Annotated in this window: 11 protein-coding genes; 2 read left to right on the forward strand and 9 right to left on the reverse strand. The window is 71.6% G+C overall.

Annotated features, from left to right (window positions below):
• Positions 1–388: 388 nt before the first annotated feature.
• Both E5N76_RS09645 and E5N76_RS09650 read right to left on the reverse strand, forming a co-directional pair.
• Positions 389–1,597, reverse strand: coding sequence for a DUF1501 domain-containing protein (locus E5N76_RS09645; RefSeq protein WP_149537076.1), 1,209 nt, complete (start codon positions 1,595–1,597; stop codon positions 389–391).
• 12 nt (positions 1,598–1,609) lie between these two features.
• The gene (locus tag E5N76_RS09650; RefSeq protein WP_149537077.1) at positions 1,610–3,178 is read right to left on the reverse strand and encodes a DUF1800 domain-containing protein; all 1,569 of its coding nucleotides are present in this window, start codon (positions 3,176–3,178) and stop codon (positions 1,610–1,612) included.
• A gap of 137 nt (positions 3,179–3,315) precedes the next feature.
• On the opposite strand from E5N76_RS09650, the gene prfB reads away from it, so the two are divergent.
• Positions 3,316–4,447 (forward strand): peptide chain release factor 2 gene (gene prfB, locus E5N76_RS09655; protein ID WP_149537078.1). Its coding sequence is split into 2 segments (ribosomal slippage): positions 3,316–3,384 and positions 3,386–4,447, totalling 1,131 coding nucleotides; the frame shifts between segments, so codons are not numbered across the junction.
• A 154-nt stretch (positions 4,448–4,601) separates the two neighbouring features.
• On the opposite strand, the gene E5N76_RS09660 is transcribed toward prfB, so the two are convergent.
• Both E5N76_RS09660 and E5N76_RS09665 read right to left on the reverse strand, forming a co-directional pair.
• The gene (locus E5N76_RS09660; RefSeq protein ID WP_149537079.1) at positions 4,602–5,627 is read right to left on the reverse strand and encodes an LLM class F420-dependent oxidoreductase; all 1,026 of its coding nucleotides are present in this window, start codon (positions 5,625–5,627) and stop codon (positions 4,602–4,604) included.
• A gap of 5 nt (positions 5,628–5,632) precedes the next feature.
• The gene (locus tag E5N76_RS09665) at positions 5,633–6,586 is read right to left on the reverse strand and encodes a TIGR03619 family F420-dependent LLM class oxidoreductase (RefSeq protein ID WP_187830080.1); all 954 of its coding nucleotides are present in this window, start codon (positions 6,584–6,586) and stop codon (positions 5,633–5,635) included.
• Between the two features lie 126 nt (positions 6,587–6,712).
• On the opposite strand from E5N76_RS09665, the gene cofH reads away from it, so the two are divergent.
• Positions 6,713–9,073, forward strand: a complete 2,361-nt coding sequence (cofH, locus tag E5N76_RS09670) for a 5-amino-6-(D-ribitylamino)uracil--L-tyrosine 4-hydroxyphenyl transferase CofH (protein ID WP_149537081.1) — start codon at positions 6,713–6,715, stop codon at positions 9,071–9,073.
• Between the two features lie 339 nt (positions 9,074–9,412).
• On the opposite strand, the gene E5N76_RS09675 is transcribed toward cofH, so the two are convergent.
• From E5N76_RS09675 to E5N76_RS09695, 5 genes are all read right to left on the reverse strand, one after another.
• The gene (locus E5N76_RS09675) at positions 9,413–11,584 is read right to left on the reverse strand and encodes a malate synthase G (protein ID WP_149537082.1); all 2,172 of its coding nucleotides are present in this window, start codon (positions 11,582–11,584) and stop codon (positions 9,413–9,415) included.
• Positions 11,585–11,824: 240 nt separating this feature from the next.
• A complete protein-coding gene (locus tag E5N76_RS09680) occupies positions 11,825–13,012 on the reverse strand; it encodes a M20 family metallopeptidase (RefSeq protein ID WP_149537083.1) in 1,188 nt (395 codons plus the stop codon).
• 111 nt (positions 13,013–13,123) lie between these two features.
• A complete protein-coding gene (locus E5N76_RS09685; protein ID WP_149537084.1) occupies positions 13,124–14,101 on the reverse strand; it encodes a Bug family tripartite tricarboxylate transporter substrate binding protein in 978 nt (325 codons plus the stop codon).
• Entirely contained in the window at positions 14,098–14,982 is an 885-nt protein-coding gene (locus E5N76_RS09690; protein WP_149537085.1) for a fumarylacetoacetate hydrolase family protein, read from the reverse strand. The genes E5N76_RS09685 and E5N76_RS09690 overlap by 4 nt, the downstream gene beginning before the upstream one ends.
• A 61-nt stretch (positions 14,983–15,043) precedes the next feature.
• Positions 15,044–15,949, reverse strand: a complete 906-nt coding sequence (locus E5N76_RS09695; RefSeq protein WP_149537086.1) for a LysR family transcriptional regulator — start codon at positions 15,947–15,949, stop codon at positions 15,044–15,046.
• Positions 15,950–16,039 lie beyond the last annotated feature (90 nt).

The raw sequence follows: 16,039 nt of genomic DNA on the forward strand, positions 1-16,039 counted from the left end.
CACCCCCCCCCACCCCCACCCCCCCCCGGCGGCCCCGGCCGGCCCGCCCGCCCCCCGGCCGCCACGGCGCTGCCCTGAAAAACCGAGATGTCCGGGGCGGCCTCGCCCCGCCTGGCCCGAACGGTCCCCGTTCCGACCAGGCGGAGGCCGCCCCAGGCCTGCCGAATCATGCCCGGCGACAATAGGACAGTGTCAGGGGAAGGCGGCAAGCCTGGGGCGGCCGCACCACCATCCGGCCATAAACCCATCCTGCGGCGCATGGCCGGCCGGCAGCCTGGGCCGGGTGTCATGCCCGGGCGGCTCATCCCGCGCCGCGGCCAGCCGGCAGCCCGGGCCGGTGTCATGCCCTGGGCGGCTGCGCCACGCCGCGGCACCCCCTCGGGGCATCCTACCCCCGGGCGAAGGCCGCCGGCCGGCCGGGGGCCAGCTCCTCCGCCACCTGGCGGAAGGCGTCGCGGTAATCCGTGGCGACGCTGAGATCCACGCCCTCCTCAAGCTCCTCCGGCCCCAGCCCCGGCCAGGGGCCGAAATGCCGCGCGAGGCCGAAGCGGCGTCCGCCGCCGAAGGCAAAGACCACCCCGGCGCGGCCGTGATCAGTGCCCTCGCTGCGGTTGGAGCGGAGGCGGCGGCCGAATTCGCTGGCCACCAGCACCGTCCAGGGCCGCCCGAGCTCCGCCAGATCGGCATCCAGCGCCGCCAGCCCGTTGGAGAGGGTGCGCACCCGCTCGGCGAAGCGGCCCGGCTGGCCTTCATGCGTGTCCCAGCCGCCGAGATCGACCGTGGCCGCGGCCAGGCCGGGAATGAGCTTCGCCACCTGCGCCACCGTGGCCAGGGCGTTGCCGAACCCGCCGACCCTGGCGTAGTCCGCCCCCGCGGCGGGTTCGTAGCGCTGCAGCTTGCCGTCCGCGCCGCGCGGCAGGCGCTGGTCCAGCGCCGCCAGCCCGGCCAGCGCGTCCCGCCCGGCTGCCGCCGCCTGGCCGGCGCCGCGGCGGTGCAGCGCCTCCAGCATCGCCGCGCCGAATTCGCCCCCCGGCGGCGCCAGCCCTTCCGCCAGGTTGGCCACGGCCAGGGCATGGCGGGCACCGATCATTTCCTTGGCCAGCCCGCCCTGGGCGGACAGGCCGATGACCGGGGCGCCGGCAGGGGTGGCGCCGGCAGCCCAGCGGCCCAGCCAGCCTTCCTTCTCCGGCGTCTCGCCACGGCTGCCGCCGCCCCAGCCCATCAGGGCCTGGGCCTCGAAATGGCTGCGCGTCGTCAGCGGGACGCCGGCCGCCGGCCAGATGGCCATGCGCCCGTCGCGCCAGATCTCGGCCAGGGGCGCGGCTTCGGCATGCAGGCGGAAATCGGTCTCCGACGAGGCTTCCAGCCGATGGCCGTTGGCCGCCTTCAGGCTGGCCGGGCGCGCCGCGTTGAAGGCCTCGTCGTCGGCCGGGGAAAGGAAATTCAGCCCGTCCATGCCGCCCCGCAGGCTGACCAGCACCAGCAGGGGCGCCGGCCGTCCCGGATCGGCGGCGAAGGCCAGGCGGCGCAGCCCGGGCAGCAGGGCGCCGGCGAGGCCGGCCCGCAACAGGCCACGGCGGTCGAGGAGGAGAGTCATGCGCGGCGCCCCTCAGGTCGTCTGGAAGGCCGGGGCGGCGAGCACCCAGCCGGCGAGTTCGCCGATCTCGGCCGGATTTGGCCGGGGGTTGCGGCCGGCCGCCTCCCATACCCCGGCAATGGTCGCAGCCGTCGCCCTGGCCTCGGCCCCGAGCGCCGGCGCGGCCAGGGCCAGCAGCACCGCCTCGACGGGCTGCTCGGCCAATTCCTCGCGGCGCGGCGAGACCCCGCTGCCCCAGCGGTTCTGCCCCAGGGCGAGGGCGATGCCCCAGCGCGTCCGCAGCGCGCTGGCGCCCAGATAGGGCCAGCCCTCCACCGGCTGCCCGTCCGGCGCGCCCCAGCCGAACAGCAACTGGCCGGCCGGGGCCATCTGCCCGAGCAATTGCAGGGTCGGGGTGAAGGGCAGGTCCAGCGCCCGCGCCCCGGCGGCGATGACGTCGAGCGGCCGGCGCACCCGGCCGAGCCCCGCCTGGGTGATCTCCGGCCCCAGCAGCAGCGCCCGGGTCACCCGGGCGATCTGGTCCGGGGCGGTGGCATGGCGGAGGAATTCCCGTTCCCCCCGGGCGATGGCGGCCTCCGGCGCCTTCTCCCCGATCAGGAAGCGGGCGAGCTTGGTGCAGACGAAGCGCGCGGTGGCCGGGTGGGTGGCGAGCGCATCCAGCACCGCGCGGCCATCCGCCATGTCCGGGGCGAAGGGCTCCAGCTCCAGCCCCAGGAAGCGCTTCTGGTAGGGGTCGTGCCAGCCGGCGACATAGGCGAATTCGCCGGTGCGCGGCAGCCGCCGGCTGGGGTCCAGCGGCTGGCTGTTGGCGATGCTCCAGCCGGTCAGGGCGCGGGCAGCTTCCCAGACATCGGCATCGACATAGCCGGCCGGCCGGCCATCCGGCAGCTTCGGCACGTCCCGCGCGGTGCGGGCGGCGCCGAAATAGGCCGGCCGGCCCATGGTGTGCAGCTCCAGCAGCTCCCGCGCGTAATTCTCGTTGGGCGCGCCGGCGCGGCTGGAGGCGTTGCTGAGATAGGCGAGCATGGCGGGGCTGGTCGCCATGGCTTCCAGCAGGGCGCGGAAATTGCCCAGCGCATGGGCGCGGACGCGCCGGTCATGATCGACGATCGAGACCAGCACGGAGGGGCCCGTCGCGGTCGAGACGTGGAAATGGTCGTGCCAGAATTCCACCAGCCGCTCGCGGAGCTGGGCTTCCGCCGCCACCTTGCGCAGCACCGTCGCGGCCAGCAGCTCCAGCCTCGGGCGCTCCCGCTCCGTCGGCGGCACCGGCGCCTCACGGGTGCCGATAAGCTGCCAATTCTCTTCCTGGCTGGCCCGCAGGGCGCGCAGCGGGCGGTCCTCGCTGATGACCGGCTCGCCCGGGGCCGGCGCGTAGCGGATGGGCAGCCGCAGGGCGTCCAGCCTTTCGAGCAGGGCGGGCTCCTCGGCGGGCAGCGCGAGTTGCTGCTCGACCCATGGCCCCAGCCCCTGGCGGGCGAGGCGGGCTGCCTCCCCCGGCCGGGCGCCGTAGGCAGCGCGGGCCAGCACGCGATGCGCCGCGGCTTCGTCCAGCGCCGGGATCGTGACCGCTCCCGTCATGGCCGTCTCGCTTGCTCCGACATGGCTGCCGGCACCCTATCGCTCACGGCCTGCGGGCGTCGAGTGAACTCGGGTCACGGAAATGGCCATCCGCCGGGCCGCTGGACAGGAAGGCCGGGCTTCGCCATAGGTGCCGCATGCGCGCCGACGCCGAATCCCTGAACGAGCAGATCACCGCCTCGGTGTCCCTGCTGAGGAGGCATCTTTGACTGGGATGCCGCCCTGCGCCGCCTGGATGAGCTGAACGCCAGGGCGGAAGACCCCAGCCTGTGGAACGATGCCGCGGCAGCGAACAAGCTGATGCGCGAGCGGTCCCGCCTGGCCGACCAGATCGAGGGCGTGCAGAAGCTGGAGCGCGCCGTCGCCGATGCGCTGGAGCTGGTGGAGCTGGCCGAGGCGGAGGGCGACCAGGCGACGGCCGACGCCGCCGTCGCCGACCTCACCGCGCTGGCCGCCGAGGCGAAAAGGCGGGAAATCGAGAGCCTGCTGTCCGGCGAGGCGGATGCCAATGACGCCTATCTGGAAGTGAATGCCGGCGTCGGCGGCACGGAAGCCCAGGACTGGGCCGAGATGCTGCTGCGCATGTACCAGCGCTGGGCGGAGCAGCATGGCTACAAGGTGGTGCTGACGGAACGCAGTGACGGCGAGGAGGCCGGCATCAAATCGGCCACGCTGCAGGTCAGCGGCCCCAACGCCTATGGCTGGCTGAAGACCGAGACGGGGGTGCACCGGCTGGTGCGCATCAGCCCCTTCGGCGGCAATGACAAGCGGCAGACCAGCTTCGCCAGCGTCTATGTCTATCCGGTGATCGACGACCGGATCGAGATCGAGATCAACCCGGCGGATCTGAAGGTGGACACCTTCCGCGCGAGCGGCGCCGGCGGGCAGCATGTGAACAAGACGGAATCGGGGGTGCGGTTCACGCATATTCCCACCGGCATCATCGCCGCCTCCACCCAGGACCGCAGCCAGCACCGCAACCGGGCCATCGCCATGGAGATGCTGAAGGCGCGGCTTTACGAGCTGGAGCTGCGCAAGCGCGAGGCGGTGACGGATGCGGTGGAGGCCGGCAAGACGGATATCGGCTGGGGCCACCAGATCCGGAATTACGTTCTGCAGCCCTACCAGCTCGTGAAGGACCTGCGGACGAACCTGGAAAAGGGCAATCCGGCGGCGGTGCTGGATGGCGATCTGGACGAGTTCATGGCAGCGGCGCTGGCGGCACGGGTTGGCGCGACGCGGTCGGAGGCCAGCGCGGCGGCGCGGTGATTGAGGGAGGGGCGCTGGTTGCGGCAGTGCCGCAACCCCTCAAACTCCCTTTGAACCCTCGAGTTTTGCGTCTCGACCGTCGCGCCTGAAACTCATGGTTTCCAAAGGCCCTTCGGCCTTTGGCGAGGGGAGTTTGAGGGGAGCAGAGCTCCCCTCAAAGGGCCTCCGCCGCGACCCGCAGGGCCTCGATCGTGGCGCCGGTCAGCACCACCGTCCCGATCTTCCCTTCCTTCGCCACCGCCTTCCAATCCTGCAGCCGCCCGCGCACCCGGTCCGCCGGCCCCACCAGCGCGATCTGGTCCACCAGCGCGTCCGGCACCGCCGCCGCCGCTTCCTTCTTCTTCCCGTCGAAATACAGATCCTGGATGGCCCTGGCGGCATCCGGGAAGCCCAGCCGGATGCAGTAGTCGTTGTAGAAATTCTTCCCCCTTGCCCCCATGCCGCCGATATAGAGCGCGAGTTCCGGCTTCACCGCCTCCCGACAGGCCTGCAGGTCGTCGCCGATGCGGATCTTGGTGTAGGGCGCGATGTCGAAGCCGCTGAGATCGGCCGGCTTGCCCGCCTTCACCCGGCCTTCCAGCGTCGGCTTCACCACCGCATCGGCGCCTTCCGGCGACATGAAGATCGGCAAATTGCCGTCCGCGATCTCGCCGGAAAGCCGCATGCCGCCCGGGGTGATGGAGGCCGTGTAGAACTTCATCGGCTTGCCGTGGAGGATGCTCTTCAGCGGCTTGCCCAGCCCCGTCGCATCCGGGCCCTCATAGGGGATGGTGTAGTGCGGGCCGCGATGGGTCAGCGGCGCCTCCCGCGCGATGACCTGCTGGATGATGGAGATGTATTCCCGCGTCCGCTCCAGCGGCTTGCCATAGGCTGTGCCGTGCCAGCCCTCCACCACCTGCGGGCCGGAAGGGCCGACGCCGCAAAGGAAGCGGTCGCCGGAGAGAAGCTGCAAGGTCATCGCCGTCATCGCCGCGCAGGCCGGCGTGCGGCCCGGCATCTGCATGATGCCGGTGCCCGCCTTGATGCGCGTGGTGCGCGCCAGCACCCAGGCGACGGGGCTGACCGCATCGCTGCCATAGGCCTCCCCGCACCAGACGGAGGCGAAGCCGAGCTTCTCCGCTTCCAGCACGAGTTCCATGTCGAGGCCGGCATTCATGCCGAGGGTGATGCCGAGCTGCATGGGGTTCAGACCTTGGCCAGGATGGTGTCGGCGAAGCTGCGCATGGCGGCGAGGACGGCATCGGCATCGCCGCCCGGGAAGGTGAGGTCGACGGAAGTGACGCCGAGCGTCTTCAGCGCGCGCAGATCCTCGACGATCGCCGCCGCCTCGCCGGAAAAGAGCCGGCGCTCGCCGTCGCCGGCCTTGGCCGGCACCTCCGGCCCGTATCTCTGCACCCGATAGGCCAGCCCGACCGCCGCCGGGTCCCGCCCCGCTTCCGCCGTCAGCTTGCGCAGCCTGGCGACGCCGGCCTCGTAGCGCTTCAGGCCGTCCAGCGGGAAGGCGGGGTTCGTGCCGATCGGGTACCAGGCATCGCCGAGCTTCGCGGTACGGCGCAAAGCCGGCCCGCTCTCGCCGCCCACCCAGATGGGCGGGTGCGGCTGCTGCACCGGCTTGGGCGCGAAGCTGATATCGCCGAAGCGGACGTATTCGCCGGCGAATTCCGGCGCTTCCGCCGCCCACAGCGCCTTGCAGGCCAGGATGTATTCATCCGTCACCTTCCCCCGGGCGGCGAAGGGCGCGGTCTGCAGCGCGAGGAATTCCTCCTCCAGCCAGCCGGCGCCGATGCCCACCGTCAGCCGCCCTTCCGACAGCACGTCGATGGTCGCCAGCATCTTGGCCGTCAGCACCGCCGGCCGGTGCGGCACCACCATGACGGAGGTGACGAAGCGCAGCGTCTTCGTCTTGGCCGCGAGGAAGGCGATCTCGGTGAGCTGGTCATGCCGCTCCCCGCGCGAGGTCGCGGGGAATTCGCCGGTATCCGTATAGGGGTATTTCGCGTGGATGTTCCGGGGGATGACCACATGGTCGCTGACCGTGGCATAGGCGAAGCCCATCGCCTCCGCCTCCTGGCACAGAAGGGTGAGGGGGACGTTGCGGGCCATCGGGCCGCCGACCGGCGCGCTGAAGCCGAATTGCATCCTGGCTGTCCCTCCGGGTGTTTCGCGGGGGTCCACTGGACTTCCCTTGGGGGGCGCCCAGATTGCATCCGGGCGGCCTCTGCCACACGATGCGGCTTCCCGGGGTTGCGGGCAAGGGTGACGGGGATGGATGCGGTGCAGGACCGGCTGCTGGACATGCCATTGGACGCGCTCATGGCGGAAGCGGCGGCGGCGCGCGATGCCGGCCATGGCCGGGTCATCAGCTATTCGCGGAAGGTGTTCATTCCGCTGACCAAGCTGTGCCGGGATGTGTGCCATTACTGCACCTTCGCGGAAAAGCCGCGCCCCGGCCGCCCGGCCTATCTGCCGGCGGAGGAAGTGCTGGCCATCGCCCGCGCCGGCGCCGCCGCCGGCTGCACCGAGGCGCTGTTCACCCTGGGCGACAAGCCGGAGCTGCGCTGGGAGCAGGCACGGCAGGCGCTGGACGCCTTGGGGCACCGGACGACCATCGATTATCTGGTGGCGATGTCCGCCCTGGTGCTGCAGGAAACGGGGCTGCTGCCGCATGCCAATCCCGGGGTGATGAATCGCGACGAGATCGCCGCGCTGCGGGAGGTCTCGGCGAGCCAGGGCATCATGCTGGAATCCGCCAGCGCCCGGCTCTGCGAGCCCGGCCAGGTGCACCATGGCAGCCCGGACAAGCACCCGGCGGCGCGGCTGGAGGTGATCCGCCAGGCCGGCGAGCTGCGCGTGCCCTTCACCACCGGCATTCTCATCGGCATCGGCGAGACGCGGGCGGAAAGGCTGGAGGCGCTGCGGGCCATCGGCGATCTGCATGCGCAGTACGGCCATGTGCAGGAAGTCATCATCCAGAATTTCCGCGCCAAGCCGGGGACCAAACGGGCCGGGGCGGAGGAGCCGGATCTGGAGGATCTGCTCTGGACCATCGCCGCGTCGCGGCTGGTGCTGGGGGCGGAGATGAACATCCAGGCGCCGCCCAACCTCTCGCCCGGCGTCTACCAGAAGCTGGTGGCGGCGGGGCTGAATGATTGGGGCGGCGTCTCGCCGGTGACGATCGACCATGTGAATCCCGAAGCCCCCTGGCCGCATCTGGAGGAGCTGGCGAAGCGCACCGCGGAGGCGGGGAAGGTGCTGGTGCAGCGCCTGCCGAGCTACCCCGCCTATGTCCGCGTGCCTGATGCCTGGCATGCGCCGAAGGTGGCGGCGAAGCTGCGCCAGGCGAGCGATGCGGAGGGCTTCGCCCGCGACGACCACTGGTCCCCGGGCGAGACCGTGCCGCCGCCGCAGCGCGCGCCGCGTCTGGCGAGCGTGGATGCCGGGCTGGCGCGGCTGGTGGAACGTGCGACAGGCGGGGCGCGGCTCGACCCGCCGGAGATCGCCTCGCTGTTCGCCGCGCGGGATGCCGATGCGGCGCATCTGACCCAGGCCGCCGACGCGCTGCGCGCGGCGGTGAGCGGCGACACGGTGCGCTACGTGGTGAACCGCAACATCAACTACACCAATATCTGCGGCTATCGCTGCAAATTCTGCGCCTTCAGCAAGGGCAAGATCCATGAGGCGCTGCGCGGCCCGGCCTATGACCTGGACCTGGCCGAGATCACCCGCCGCGCCGAGGAAGCCTGGGCGCGCGGCGCCACCGAGGTCTGCCTGCAGGGTGGCATCCACCCCGACTATACCGGCGAGACCTATATCCGCATCTGCGAGGCGATCCGCGCCGCGGTGCCGGGCATGCATATCCACGCCTTCTCGCCGCTGGAGGTGACGCAGGGCGCGGCGACGCTCGGCCTCTCGCTCGGCGAATTCCTGGCGCAGCTGAAGGCGGCGGGACTCGGCACGCTGCCGGGCACGGCGGCGGAGATCCTGGATGACGAGATCCGCGCCATCATCTGCCCGGACAAGGTGAACACGGCGGAATGGGTGGCGGTGGCGCGCGCCGCGCATGCGCTGGGGCTGCGCACCACCAGCACCATCATGTACGGCCATGTGGAAGGCCCGCTGAACTGGGCGCGGCATTTGCTGGTGCTGCGCGACCTGCAGCAGGAGACGGGCGGCATCACCGAATTCGTGCCGCTGCCCTTCGTGCACATGGAAGCGCCGATGTATCTGCGCGGGCAGGCCCGCAAGGGCCCGACCTTCCGCGAGGCGCTGCTGATGCACAGCATCGCGCGCCTCACGCTGCACCCGCTGATCCCGAACATCCAGACGAGCTGGGTGAAGATGGGGCCGCAGGGCGCCGCGCTGGCCTTGCGCGCCGGCGCCAACGATCTGGGCGGGACGCTGATGAACGAAAGCATCAGCCGCGCCGCCGGCACGCAGCACGGCCAGGAATTCCCGCCCGAGGCGATGGAGGAGCTGATCCGCTCCCTCGGCCGCGTGCCGCAGCAGCGCAGCACGCTCTACGGCGAGGTGCCGGCGGAACGCCGCGCCGCCTCCTTCGGCGCCGCCGAATTGGCGCCGGTGGTGCAGACCGCGCCGCGCCGCCGGCCGGTCGGCCAGCCGGCCTGAGCGGGACGGCCGGCACGGTAAACGGGGGTTCGCCCATTGGCGGCAGCGCCGCCAACCTTCCGCAGAGGGCGCTGCCCGCTGCACTCCCGCCAGGGGGAGGGCTTCCCCTCCGACCCCGCCCTGAGGCGGCCGGATCCAACCTGCCGGCTGGCTGTTTCCGACCGCTGAACTCTTTCCGCTTTCTGTCCTCGCGCGCCACCGATCGGCGGCGGGCCGCTGGAATTCCGCGCGCATCAAGGCGGAGATGGCGCGCGGTGCCGGCCCGGGCGAGGTGAGCGCGCCGGCCAGCCGTGCCGCCGGCCGTTGCCGGGGACCGGATCGGTCCCCGGGCCGCAGCCTTCACCCCTTCGCCTTCGCCTCCCGCCGCCGCGCATGCAGCACGAATTCGGTATACCCGTTCGGCTGCTCGCGCCCCGAGAAGATCAGCTCCCGCGCCGCGATGAAGGCCGGGCCGTCGAAAGCGGGCGCCATCGGCGCATAGGCCGGATCCTCCGCATTCTGCTGGTCCACCACCGCGGCCATGCGGCGCAGCGTCTCCTCCACCTGTGCCTCGGTGGTGATGCCGTGGCGCAGCCAATTGGCGATGTGCTGGGCGGAGATGCGCAAGGTCGCGCGATCCTCCATCAGCCCGACATTGTTGATGTCCGGCACCTTGGAGCAGCCGACGCCCTGGTCCACCCAGCGCACCACATAGCCCAGGATGCCCTGGGCGTTGTTGTCCAGCTCCGCCTGCACATCGGCCGGCGACCAGTTGGTGTTGACGGCGAGGGGAACGGTCAGGATCTCCTCCACCTTCGCCCGCCGCCCCCTCTGGGCGATCTCCTCCTGCCGCGCCGCGACATCCACCTGGTGGTAGTGCAGCGCATGCAGCGTGGCGGCGGTGGGGGAGGGGACCCAGGCGGTGTTCGCGCCGGCCTTGGGGTGACCCACCTTCTGTTCCAGCATCGCCGCCATGGCGTCCGGCGCCGCCCACATGCCCTTGCCGATCTGCGCCCGGCCGCGCAGCCCGCAGAGCAGGCCGATATCGACGTTCCACTCCTCATAGGCCTTGATCCAGGCCGTGCCGCGCATGTCGTTCTTGCGCAGCACCGCCCCGGCTTCCATGGAGGTGTGGATCTCGTCGCCGGTGCGGTCGAGGAAGCCGGTATTGATGAAGGCCACGCGGTCCTTCGCCGCGCGGATGCATTCCTTGAGGTTCACCGTGGTGCGGCGCTCCTCATCCATGATGCCCATCTTCAGCGTGGCGCGCGGCAGGCCGAAGGCGTCCTCGACGCGGGCGAAGAGGGTATCGGCCCAGGCCACTTCCTCCGGCCCGTGCATCTTCGGCTTCACGATATAGACGCTGCCGGCCCGCGAGTTGCGACCCTTGCCGGGGCCGCGCAGGTCATGCAGCGCGATCGCCACGGTGCACATGGCGTCGAGGATGGTCTCGGGCGTCTCGGCCCCGTTCAGCGTCACCACATCCGTCATCATGTGGTGGCCGACATTGCGGACCAGCATCACCGAACGGCCATGCAGCGTCACCGCGCCGCCGGCGGGCTTCAGATAGGTACGGTCCGCATTCAGCTTGCGGATCAGCGTCTTGCCGCCCTTCTCGAAGCTCGCCTCCAGCGTGCCCTTCATCAGGCCCAGCCAGTTGCGGTAGACCAGCACCTTGTCCTCGGCATCCACCGCGGCGACGCTGTCCTCGCAATCGACGATGGTGGTGACAGCGGCTTCCAGCACCAGGTCCGCGATGCCGGCCGGGTCGTCCTTGCCGATCGGGTGGTCGCGGTCGATCACCAGCTCCGCATGCAGCCCGTGATGGGTGAAGAGGAGGGCGGAAGGCGTCGCCGCCTCGCCCTGGTAGCCGACGCATTGCCCGGGCTGCGCCAGCCCCACCACCTTGCCGTCCTGCAGCGTCACCGCCAGGGCGCCGGCGGCAATGGCATAGGATTTCGCCTGGCGGTGGGAGGCGCCGCCGGCCAGCGGCGCCACCTGGTCCAGCACGCCGCGGGCGTAGTCGATCACCTTCTTCCCGCGCGCGGGGTTGTAGCCGCGGCCGCGCGTCGCGCCGCCCTCCTCCGGGATGGCATCCGTGCCGTAGAGCGCGTCATACAGGCTGCCCCAGCGGGCATTGGCGGCGTTCAGCGCGTAGCGGGCGTTGGAGACGGGAACGACGAGCTGCGGCCCCGCGATATGCCCGAATTCCGGATCGACATTGCTGGTGCCGACCTGGAAGTCCGGCCCCTCCGGCAGCAGGTAGCCGATCTCCTTCAGGAAGCCGGTATAGGCGCCGAGGTCGATCGGCTTCGCCGGGTGCGCGCGGTGCCAGGCATCGATCTTCGCCTGCAACGCGTCCCGCTTCTGCAACAGCGCGGCATTGGCCGGGCCCAGCTCGCCCAGGATGGCGGTGTAGGAGGACCAGAAGCGCTCCGGCGTCACGCCGGTGCCGGGCAGCGCTTCGGTGTCGATGAAGTCGCGCAGCTCGCGCGCCACGCTCAGCCCCGCAACTTCCACCCGTTCCGCCATGAGCGTGCCTCCCGCCTTGCACCTGGTCCATCCCGTCCCGACCGGGGCAGTCAGTTTCCTAGTGGGATTCGGGCGGGGCCGGAAGGGGGCGCGGCGCGCCCCCTGAGGGGCCAGGGACGTCCTGCCGCAACCGACGCTGCCCGTTGCCCTTCCGTGGCTTTGCCGCGGAAGGCTGTGCGAGGGTCTGGACCGGCGCCCCCGGGGTCCCCACGACGGCGCGCAGCGACGTCGTGGGGAACGTCAAAGCCCCGCCTTCTCCAGCATCAGGATCGCCCGCGCCGCCGCCTGGGCGCGCGGCACTAGGCTCGCGACCTCAAGATACTCCTCCGGGCTGTGCGCCTTGCCGCCCACCGGCCCGACGGCGCAGATGGTCGGTGCGCCGACCGCGGCGGTGAAGCCGGAATCGGCGCAGCCGCCGCTGAACTCCGGCGTGATGGCAAGGCCGCTCTCGCCCGCCGCCGCCTTGTACATCTCGAACAGCTTCGCCGCCGCCGGGCTTTGCGTCAGCGGCAGGAATTCGCCGCGGATGGTGAGCTTCGCCTTCGTCCCCGGCACGAAGCTCTTGGCGATGATGGCCGCGATCTTCGTCATCACCTCGTCGCGGTCGGCCGGCTCCACATAGCGCAAATCGATCTGCCCCTGGGCCCAGGGCGCCACCGTGTTCACGCTCTGCCCGCCGGAGACGAGGCCGACATTCAGGGTGATGCCGCGCTTCAGGTCGGTCAGCGCATGGATCGCGGTGATCTTCGCCGCCAGCTCGCCGATGGCGCTGATGCCGGCCTCGAAATTGCCGCCGGAATGCGCCGCCTTGCCCTCGATGTCGAAGATGGAGAAGACGCCGCCCTTGCGCCCGGTGACGACGCCGCCATTGGGCCGGCCGGGCTCGCTGTTGAACACCACCCGCGCCTCGCGGGCCGTCGCCTCGATCACCTCGCGCCCCTCGGGGCTGCCGATCTCCTCGTCCCCGGTGAAGAGGCCGAGCAGCGGCCCGGGCGCGCCGCCGAATTTCCTGAAGGCGGCGAGGACGAACATGTTCATCACGAGGCCGGCCTTCATGTCGGCGACGCCGGGGCCGTAGGCGATGCCGTCCCGGATGGTGAAGGGCCGGCGGGTCGGCTCGCCCTTGGGAAAGACGGTGTCGCGATGGCCCATCAGCACGATGGATTGCTGCCGGTTGCCGCTGGCGAGCGCAGCGCCGCCCTCCACCCGGGCCTTCAGGCAGTCGCCGTATTTCTCCCGCTTCACCACCTCCACCGGGATGCCGTGCTCCGCCATGAAGCGCTGCACGATGGCGCCCACCGCATCGACGCCCGGCTTGTCATAGCTGCCGCCATCGGTGTTCACCATCTCTTCCAGCACCTGCAGCATCGCCCCCTGCTGGGTGGCAAGCCAGGCGGTGATGGCGGAGTCGGGGCTTTCGGCGGTCATCGGGGCCTCATGGTCTCGGGAAAGGGCGCAGCCTGTCCCCGGCGGCGGCGAGGGGCAAGGGGCAGATCGAGAGGGGCGTCGCGCCGCAAGGCGGGCCTTGTGGCGCGATCCTCACTCCACCTTCCCGATCCGCTGCACCGCCCGCCGCAGCCGCGCCGCATCCGCCTGGAAGAAATCCGCGAACCCCTCGCCGTCCCGGTAATCCAGGTTGTTGCCGGAAGCGGCGAGGGCCTTCAGCACCTCCGGGTCGCGCGCCGCCGCCGCCATCCCCTCCCGCAGCCGTGCCAGCACCGGCAGCGGCGTGCCGGTGGGGGCGAAGACGCCGGCCCAGATGTAGAATTCCGCCTCCGGGAAGCCGCGCTCCCGCAAGGTCGGCACCTCCTCGAAGCCCGGGATGCGCCGCGCCCCCCAGCTCGCCAGCACGCGCAGCCTGCCGTCCCGCACATGCGGCGTCAGCGGGCCGGGGCCGGAGGCGAGCGCCTGCACCTGGCCGCTGACGATCGCCGTCATCGCCGGCCCGCCGCCCTGGAAGGGCACATGCAGCAGGTCGATGCCGGCCGCCGAAGTCAGCATCGCCATCGGCACATGCAGCGCCGAATAGAGGCCGGAGGAAGAATAGGGAATCGCCCCCGGCCGCGCCCGGGCATCGGCGATGAACTCCTCCAGCGTCCGCCAGGGCGCGCTGGCCGGCACCGCCAGCAGGGTGGGGTCGGCGGTGAAGAGGGCGACGGGGGTGAGCTGGTCCACCTCATAGGCCGGGGCGCGGCCGAACAGCCGCGCCGCTTCCGGCAGCACCGCCAGGGAGGAGAGGCCCATCAGCAGGGTGTAGCCATCCGGCGCGGCGCGGGCGACGGCGGCGTAGCCGATTTCGCCCGCCGCCCCGGCGCGGTTCACCACCGGCACCGGCACGTGCCACAGCCGTTCCAGCCCGGCCGCGACCGGGCGCGCCACCACATCGCCCTGGCCGCCGGGCGGAAAGGCGACCAGCATGGTGACGGCGCGCGAGGGGAATTCCGCCTGCGCCCGCGCCGGGCGCAGCAAGGCCGGGCCGGAAGCGGCGCCGAGGCCGAGGAGGATGCGCCGCCTCATGCCACCGAATTCTCCAGCACGCCGATGCCGCTGATCTCGATGCGCACCACATCGCCCGGTTTCAGGAATTTCGGCGGGGTGAAGCCGATGCCGACGCCGACCGGCGTGCCCGTCGCGATCACATCGCCCGGCTCCAGCGTGATCCCCGCGGAAATCGCCGCGACCAGCGTCGGGATGTCGAAGATCAGGTCGGCGACCAGCGCATCCTGCCGCGTCTCGCCATTCACCTGCGTCACCAGCCGCAGCGCCTTCGGGTCCGGCACCGCATCCGCCGTCAGGATGGCAGGCCCCATGGGGCAGAAGGTGTCGAGCCCCTTGCCCAGCACCCATTGGCTGTGCCGCTTCTGCAGGTGCCGCGCCGTGACGTCGTTGACGATGGTGTAGCCGAAGACGTGCTGCATGGCAGCGTCCCGGGCGATGCCCCGCCCGCCGCGGCCGATGACCACCGCCAGCTCGCCCTCGTAATCCAGCCCGCCGGTCGGATCGAGCGCCGAGAGGATCTTCTCCCCCGGCGCGATGATGGCGGTGTGCGGCTTGGAGAAGACGACGGGGAAGGGCGGCACCACGTCCTTCGCCCCGCCATCGAAGCCGGAGCCGGCGAATTCCTTCGCATGCTCATGGTAGTTCTTGCCGACGCAGAAGACGTTCTTCGGCGGCCGGGGGATCGGCGCGCAGAGCACCGCGCCCTTGGCGACCGGCGCCCTGGCCATGGCGCCCTTCGCATGCTCCAGCGCCGCGGCGCCGCCGGCGATGAAGGCGGGCATGTTGCCGCCTGCCAGCGCCGGGTCGGCCGCCGCCAGATCCAGCACCGCGCCATCCGCGCGCAGCGCGCCGAGATGCACGCCGAGCTTCTCCGGATATTTGAAGGTCACCAGCCGCATGCGGCGTCACTCCCTGTCCCGGGCGGACTCTGCCGGGTGCGGCCGCCCCGGCGCAACAGGCTCACAGCCGGACATTCTCCGCCAGGTGGTCGAGGAAGGCGCGCACCCGCGCCGGCAGGGCGCCGCCCGGCCCGATGAAGACCGCGGAGATGATTTCCGTATCGCCGGGATTCCACGCCTCCAGCAGCGGCACCAGGCGACCGGCGGCGAGGTCGGCACCCACGTGATAGGCGCCGAACCGGCCGATCCCGAGCCCGGCCAGGGCCAGCAGCCGCGATTGCTCGCCATCGCTGACCAGCGCATTGCCTTCCGGCGGCAGCAGCAGCGTGCCGCCGCCGGGCTTGCGGAAGGGCCAGCCAGCCACGGTCCGCGCGAAGCTGAAGCCGATGCGGTTATGTGCCGCCAGCTCCTCCGGCCGCTGCGGCGTGCCGTGCCGGGCGAGATAGGCGGGGGCGGCGACCACCACCATCCGGCTTTCCCCCAGCTTCCGCGCCACCAGCCGGGATTCCCGCAAGGGGCCGACGCGGATGGCGATATCCGCCCGCTCCTCCAGCAGATCCACCACCCGGTCCGTCAGGGTGACGTCCACCTGCACCGCCGGATGCCGGGCCAGGAAGCCCGGCAGCAGCGGCAGCAGCCGGTGCATGCCGAAGGGAACGCTGGAATTCACCCGCAGCCTGCCGCGCGGCGCCGCGCCGGCCCCGGCCTCCTGCTCCGCCGCCGTGATATCGGCCAGGATGCGGACGGCACGGTCGTGAAAGGTCAGCCCCTCCGGCGTCAATTGCAGCCTCCGGGTGGAGCGGCTGAGCAGCCGGGCGCCGAGCCGCGCCTCCAGCCGCCCGATCAGCTTGCTGACGGCCGAGGGGCTGAGCCCGAGCGTCCGCGCCGCGGCGGAGAAGCCGCCGCTCTGCACGACGCGGACGAAGACCTCCATCTCCGCTGCGCGGTTGGTTTCCGGCCGGGCCATGGTGAATTGAACTCACAGATGCTGTTCCGCGGCGAGGCTAGGTCACGGGCGGGGATGGGTCCATCTCCGCCGGCAAGCTGCCCTGGCCGG

Source organism: Siccirubricoccus phaeus, assembly GCF_008360935.1.
In the GTDB taxonomy this organism is placed as follows: Bacteria; Pseudomonadota; Alphaproteobacteria; order Acetobacterales; family Acetobacteraceae; genus Siccirubricoccus; species Siccirubricoccus phaeus.

What these genes read in the sequence shown, in the direction of transcription:
- E5N76_RS09645 (WP_149537076.1), bottom strand. Translation starts at nt 1,597, where the DNA reads ATGACTCTCCTCCTCGACCGCCGTGGCCTGTTGCGGGCCGGCCTCGCC.
- E5N76_RS09650 (WP_149537077.1), bottom strand. Translation starts at nt 3,178, where the DNA reads ATGACGGGAGCGGTCACGATCCCGGCGCTGGACGAAGCCGCGGCGCAT.
- E5N76_RS09690 (WP_149537085.1), bottom strand. Translation starts at nt 14,982, where the DNA reads ATGCGGCTGGTGACCTTCAAATATCCGGAGAAGCTCGGCGTGCATCTC.
- E5N76_RS09660 (WP_149537079.1), bottom strand. Translation starts at nt 5,627, where the DNA reads ATGCAGCTCGGCATCACCCTCGGCATGAATGCCGGCCTCGACATGGAA.
- E5N76_RS09680 (WP_149537083.1), bottom strand. Translation starts at nt 13,012, where the DNA reads ATGACCGCCGAAAGCCCCGACTCCGCCATCACCGCCTGGCTTGCCACC.
- E5N76_RS09695 (WP_149537086.1), bottom strand. Translation starts at nt 15,949, where the DNA reads ATGGCCCGGCCGGAAACCAACCGCGCAGCGGAGATGGAGGTCTTCGTC.
- E5N76_RS09685 (WP_149537084.1), bottom strand. Translation starts at nt 14,101, where the DNA reads ATGAGGCGGCGCATCCTCCTCGGCCTCGGCGCCGCTTCCGGCCCGGCC.
- E5N76_RS09675 (WP_149537082.1), bottom strand. Translation starts at nt 11,584, where the DNA reads ATGGCGGAACGGGTGGAAGTTGCGGGGCTGAGCGTGGCGCGCGAGCTG.
- E5N76_RS09665 (WP_187830080.1), bottom strand. Translation starts at nt 6,586, where the DNA reads ATGCAATTCGGCTTCAGCGCGCCGGTCGGCGGCCCGATGGCCCGCAAC.
- cofH (WP_149537081.1), top strand. Translation starts at nt 6,713, where the DNA reads ATGGATGCGGTGCAGGACCGGCTGCTGGACATGCCATTGGACGCGCTC.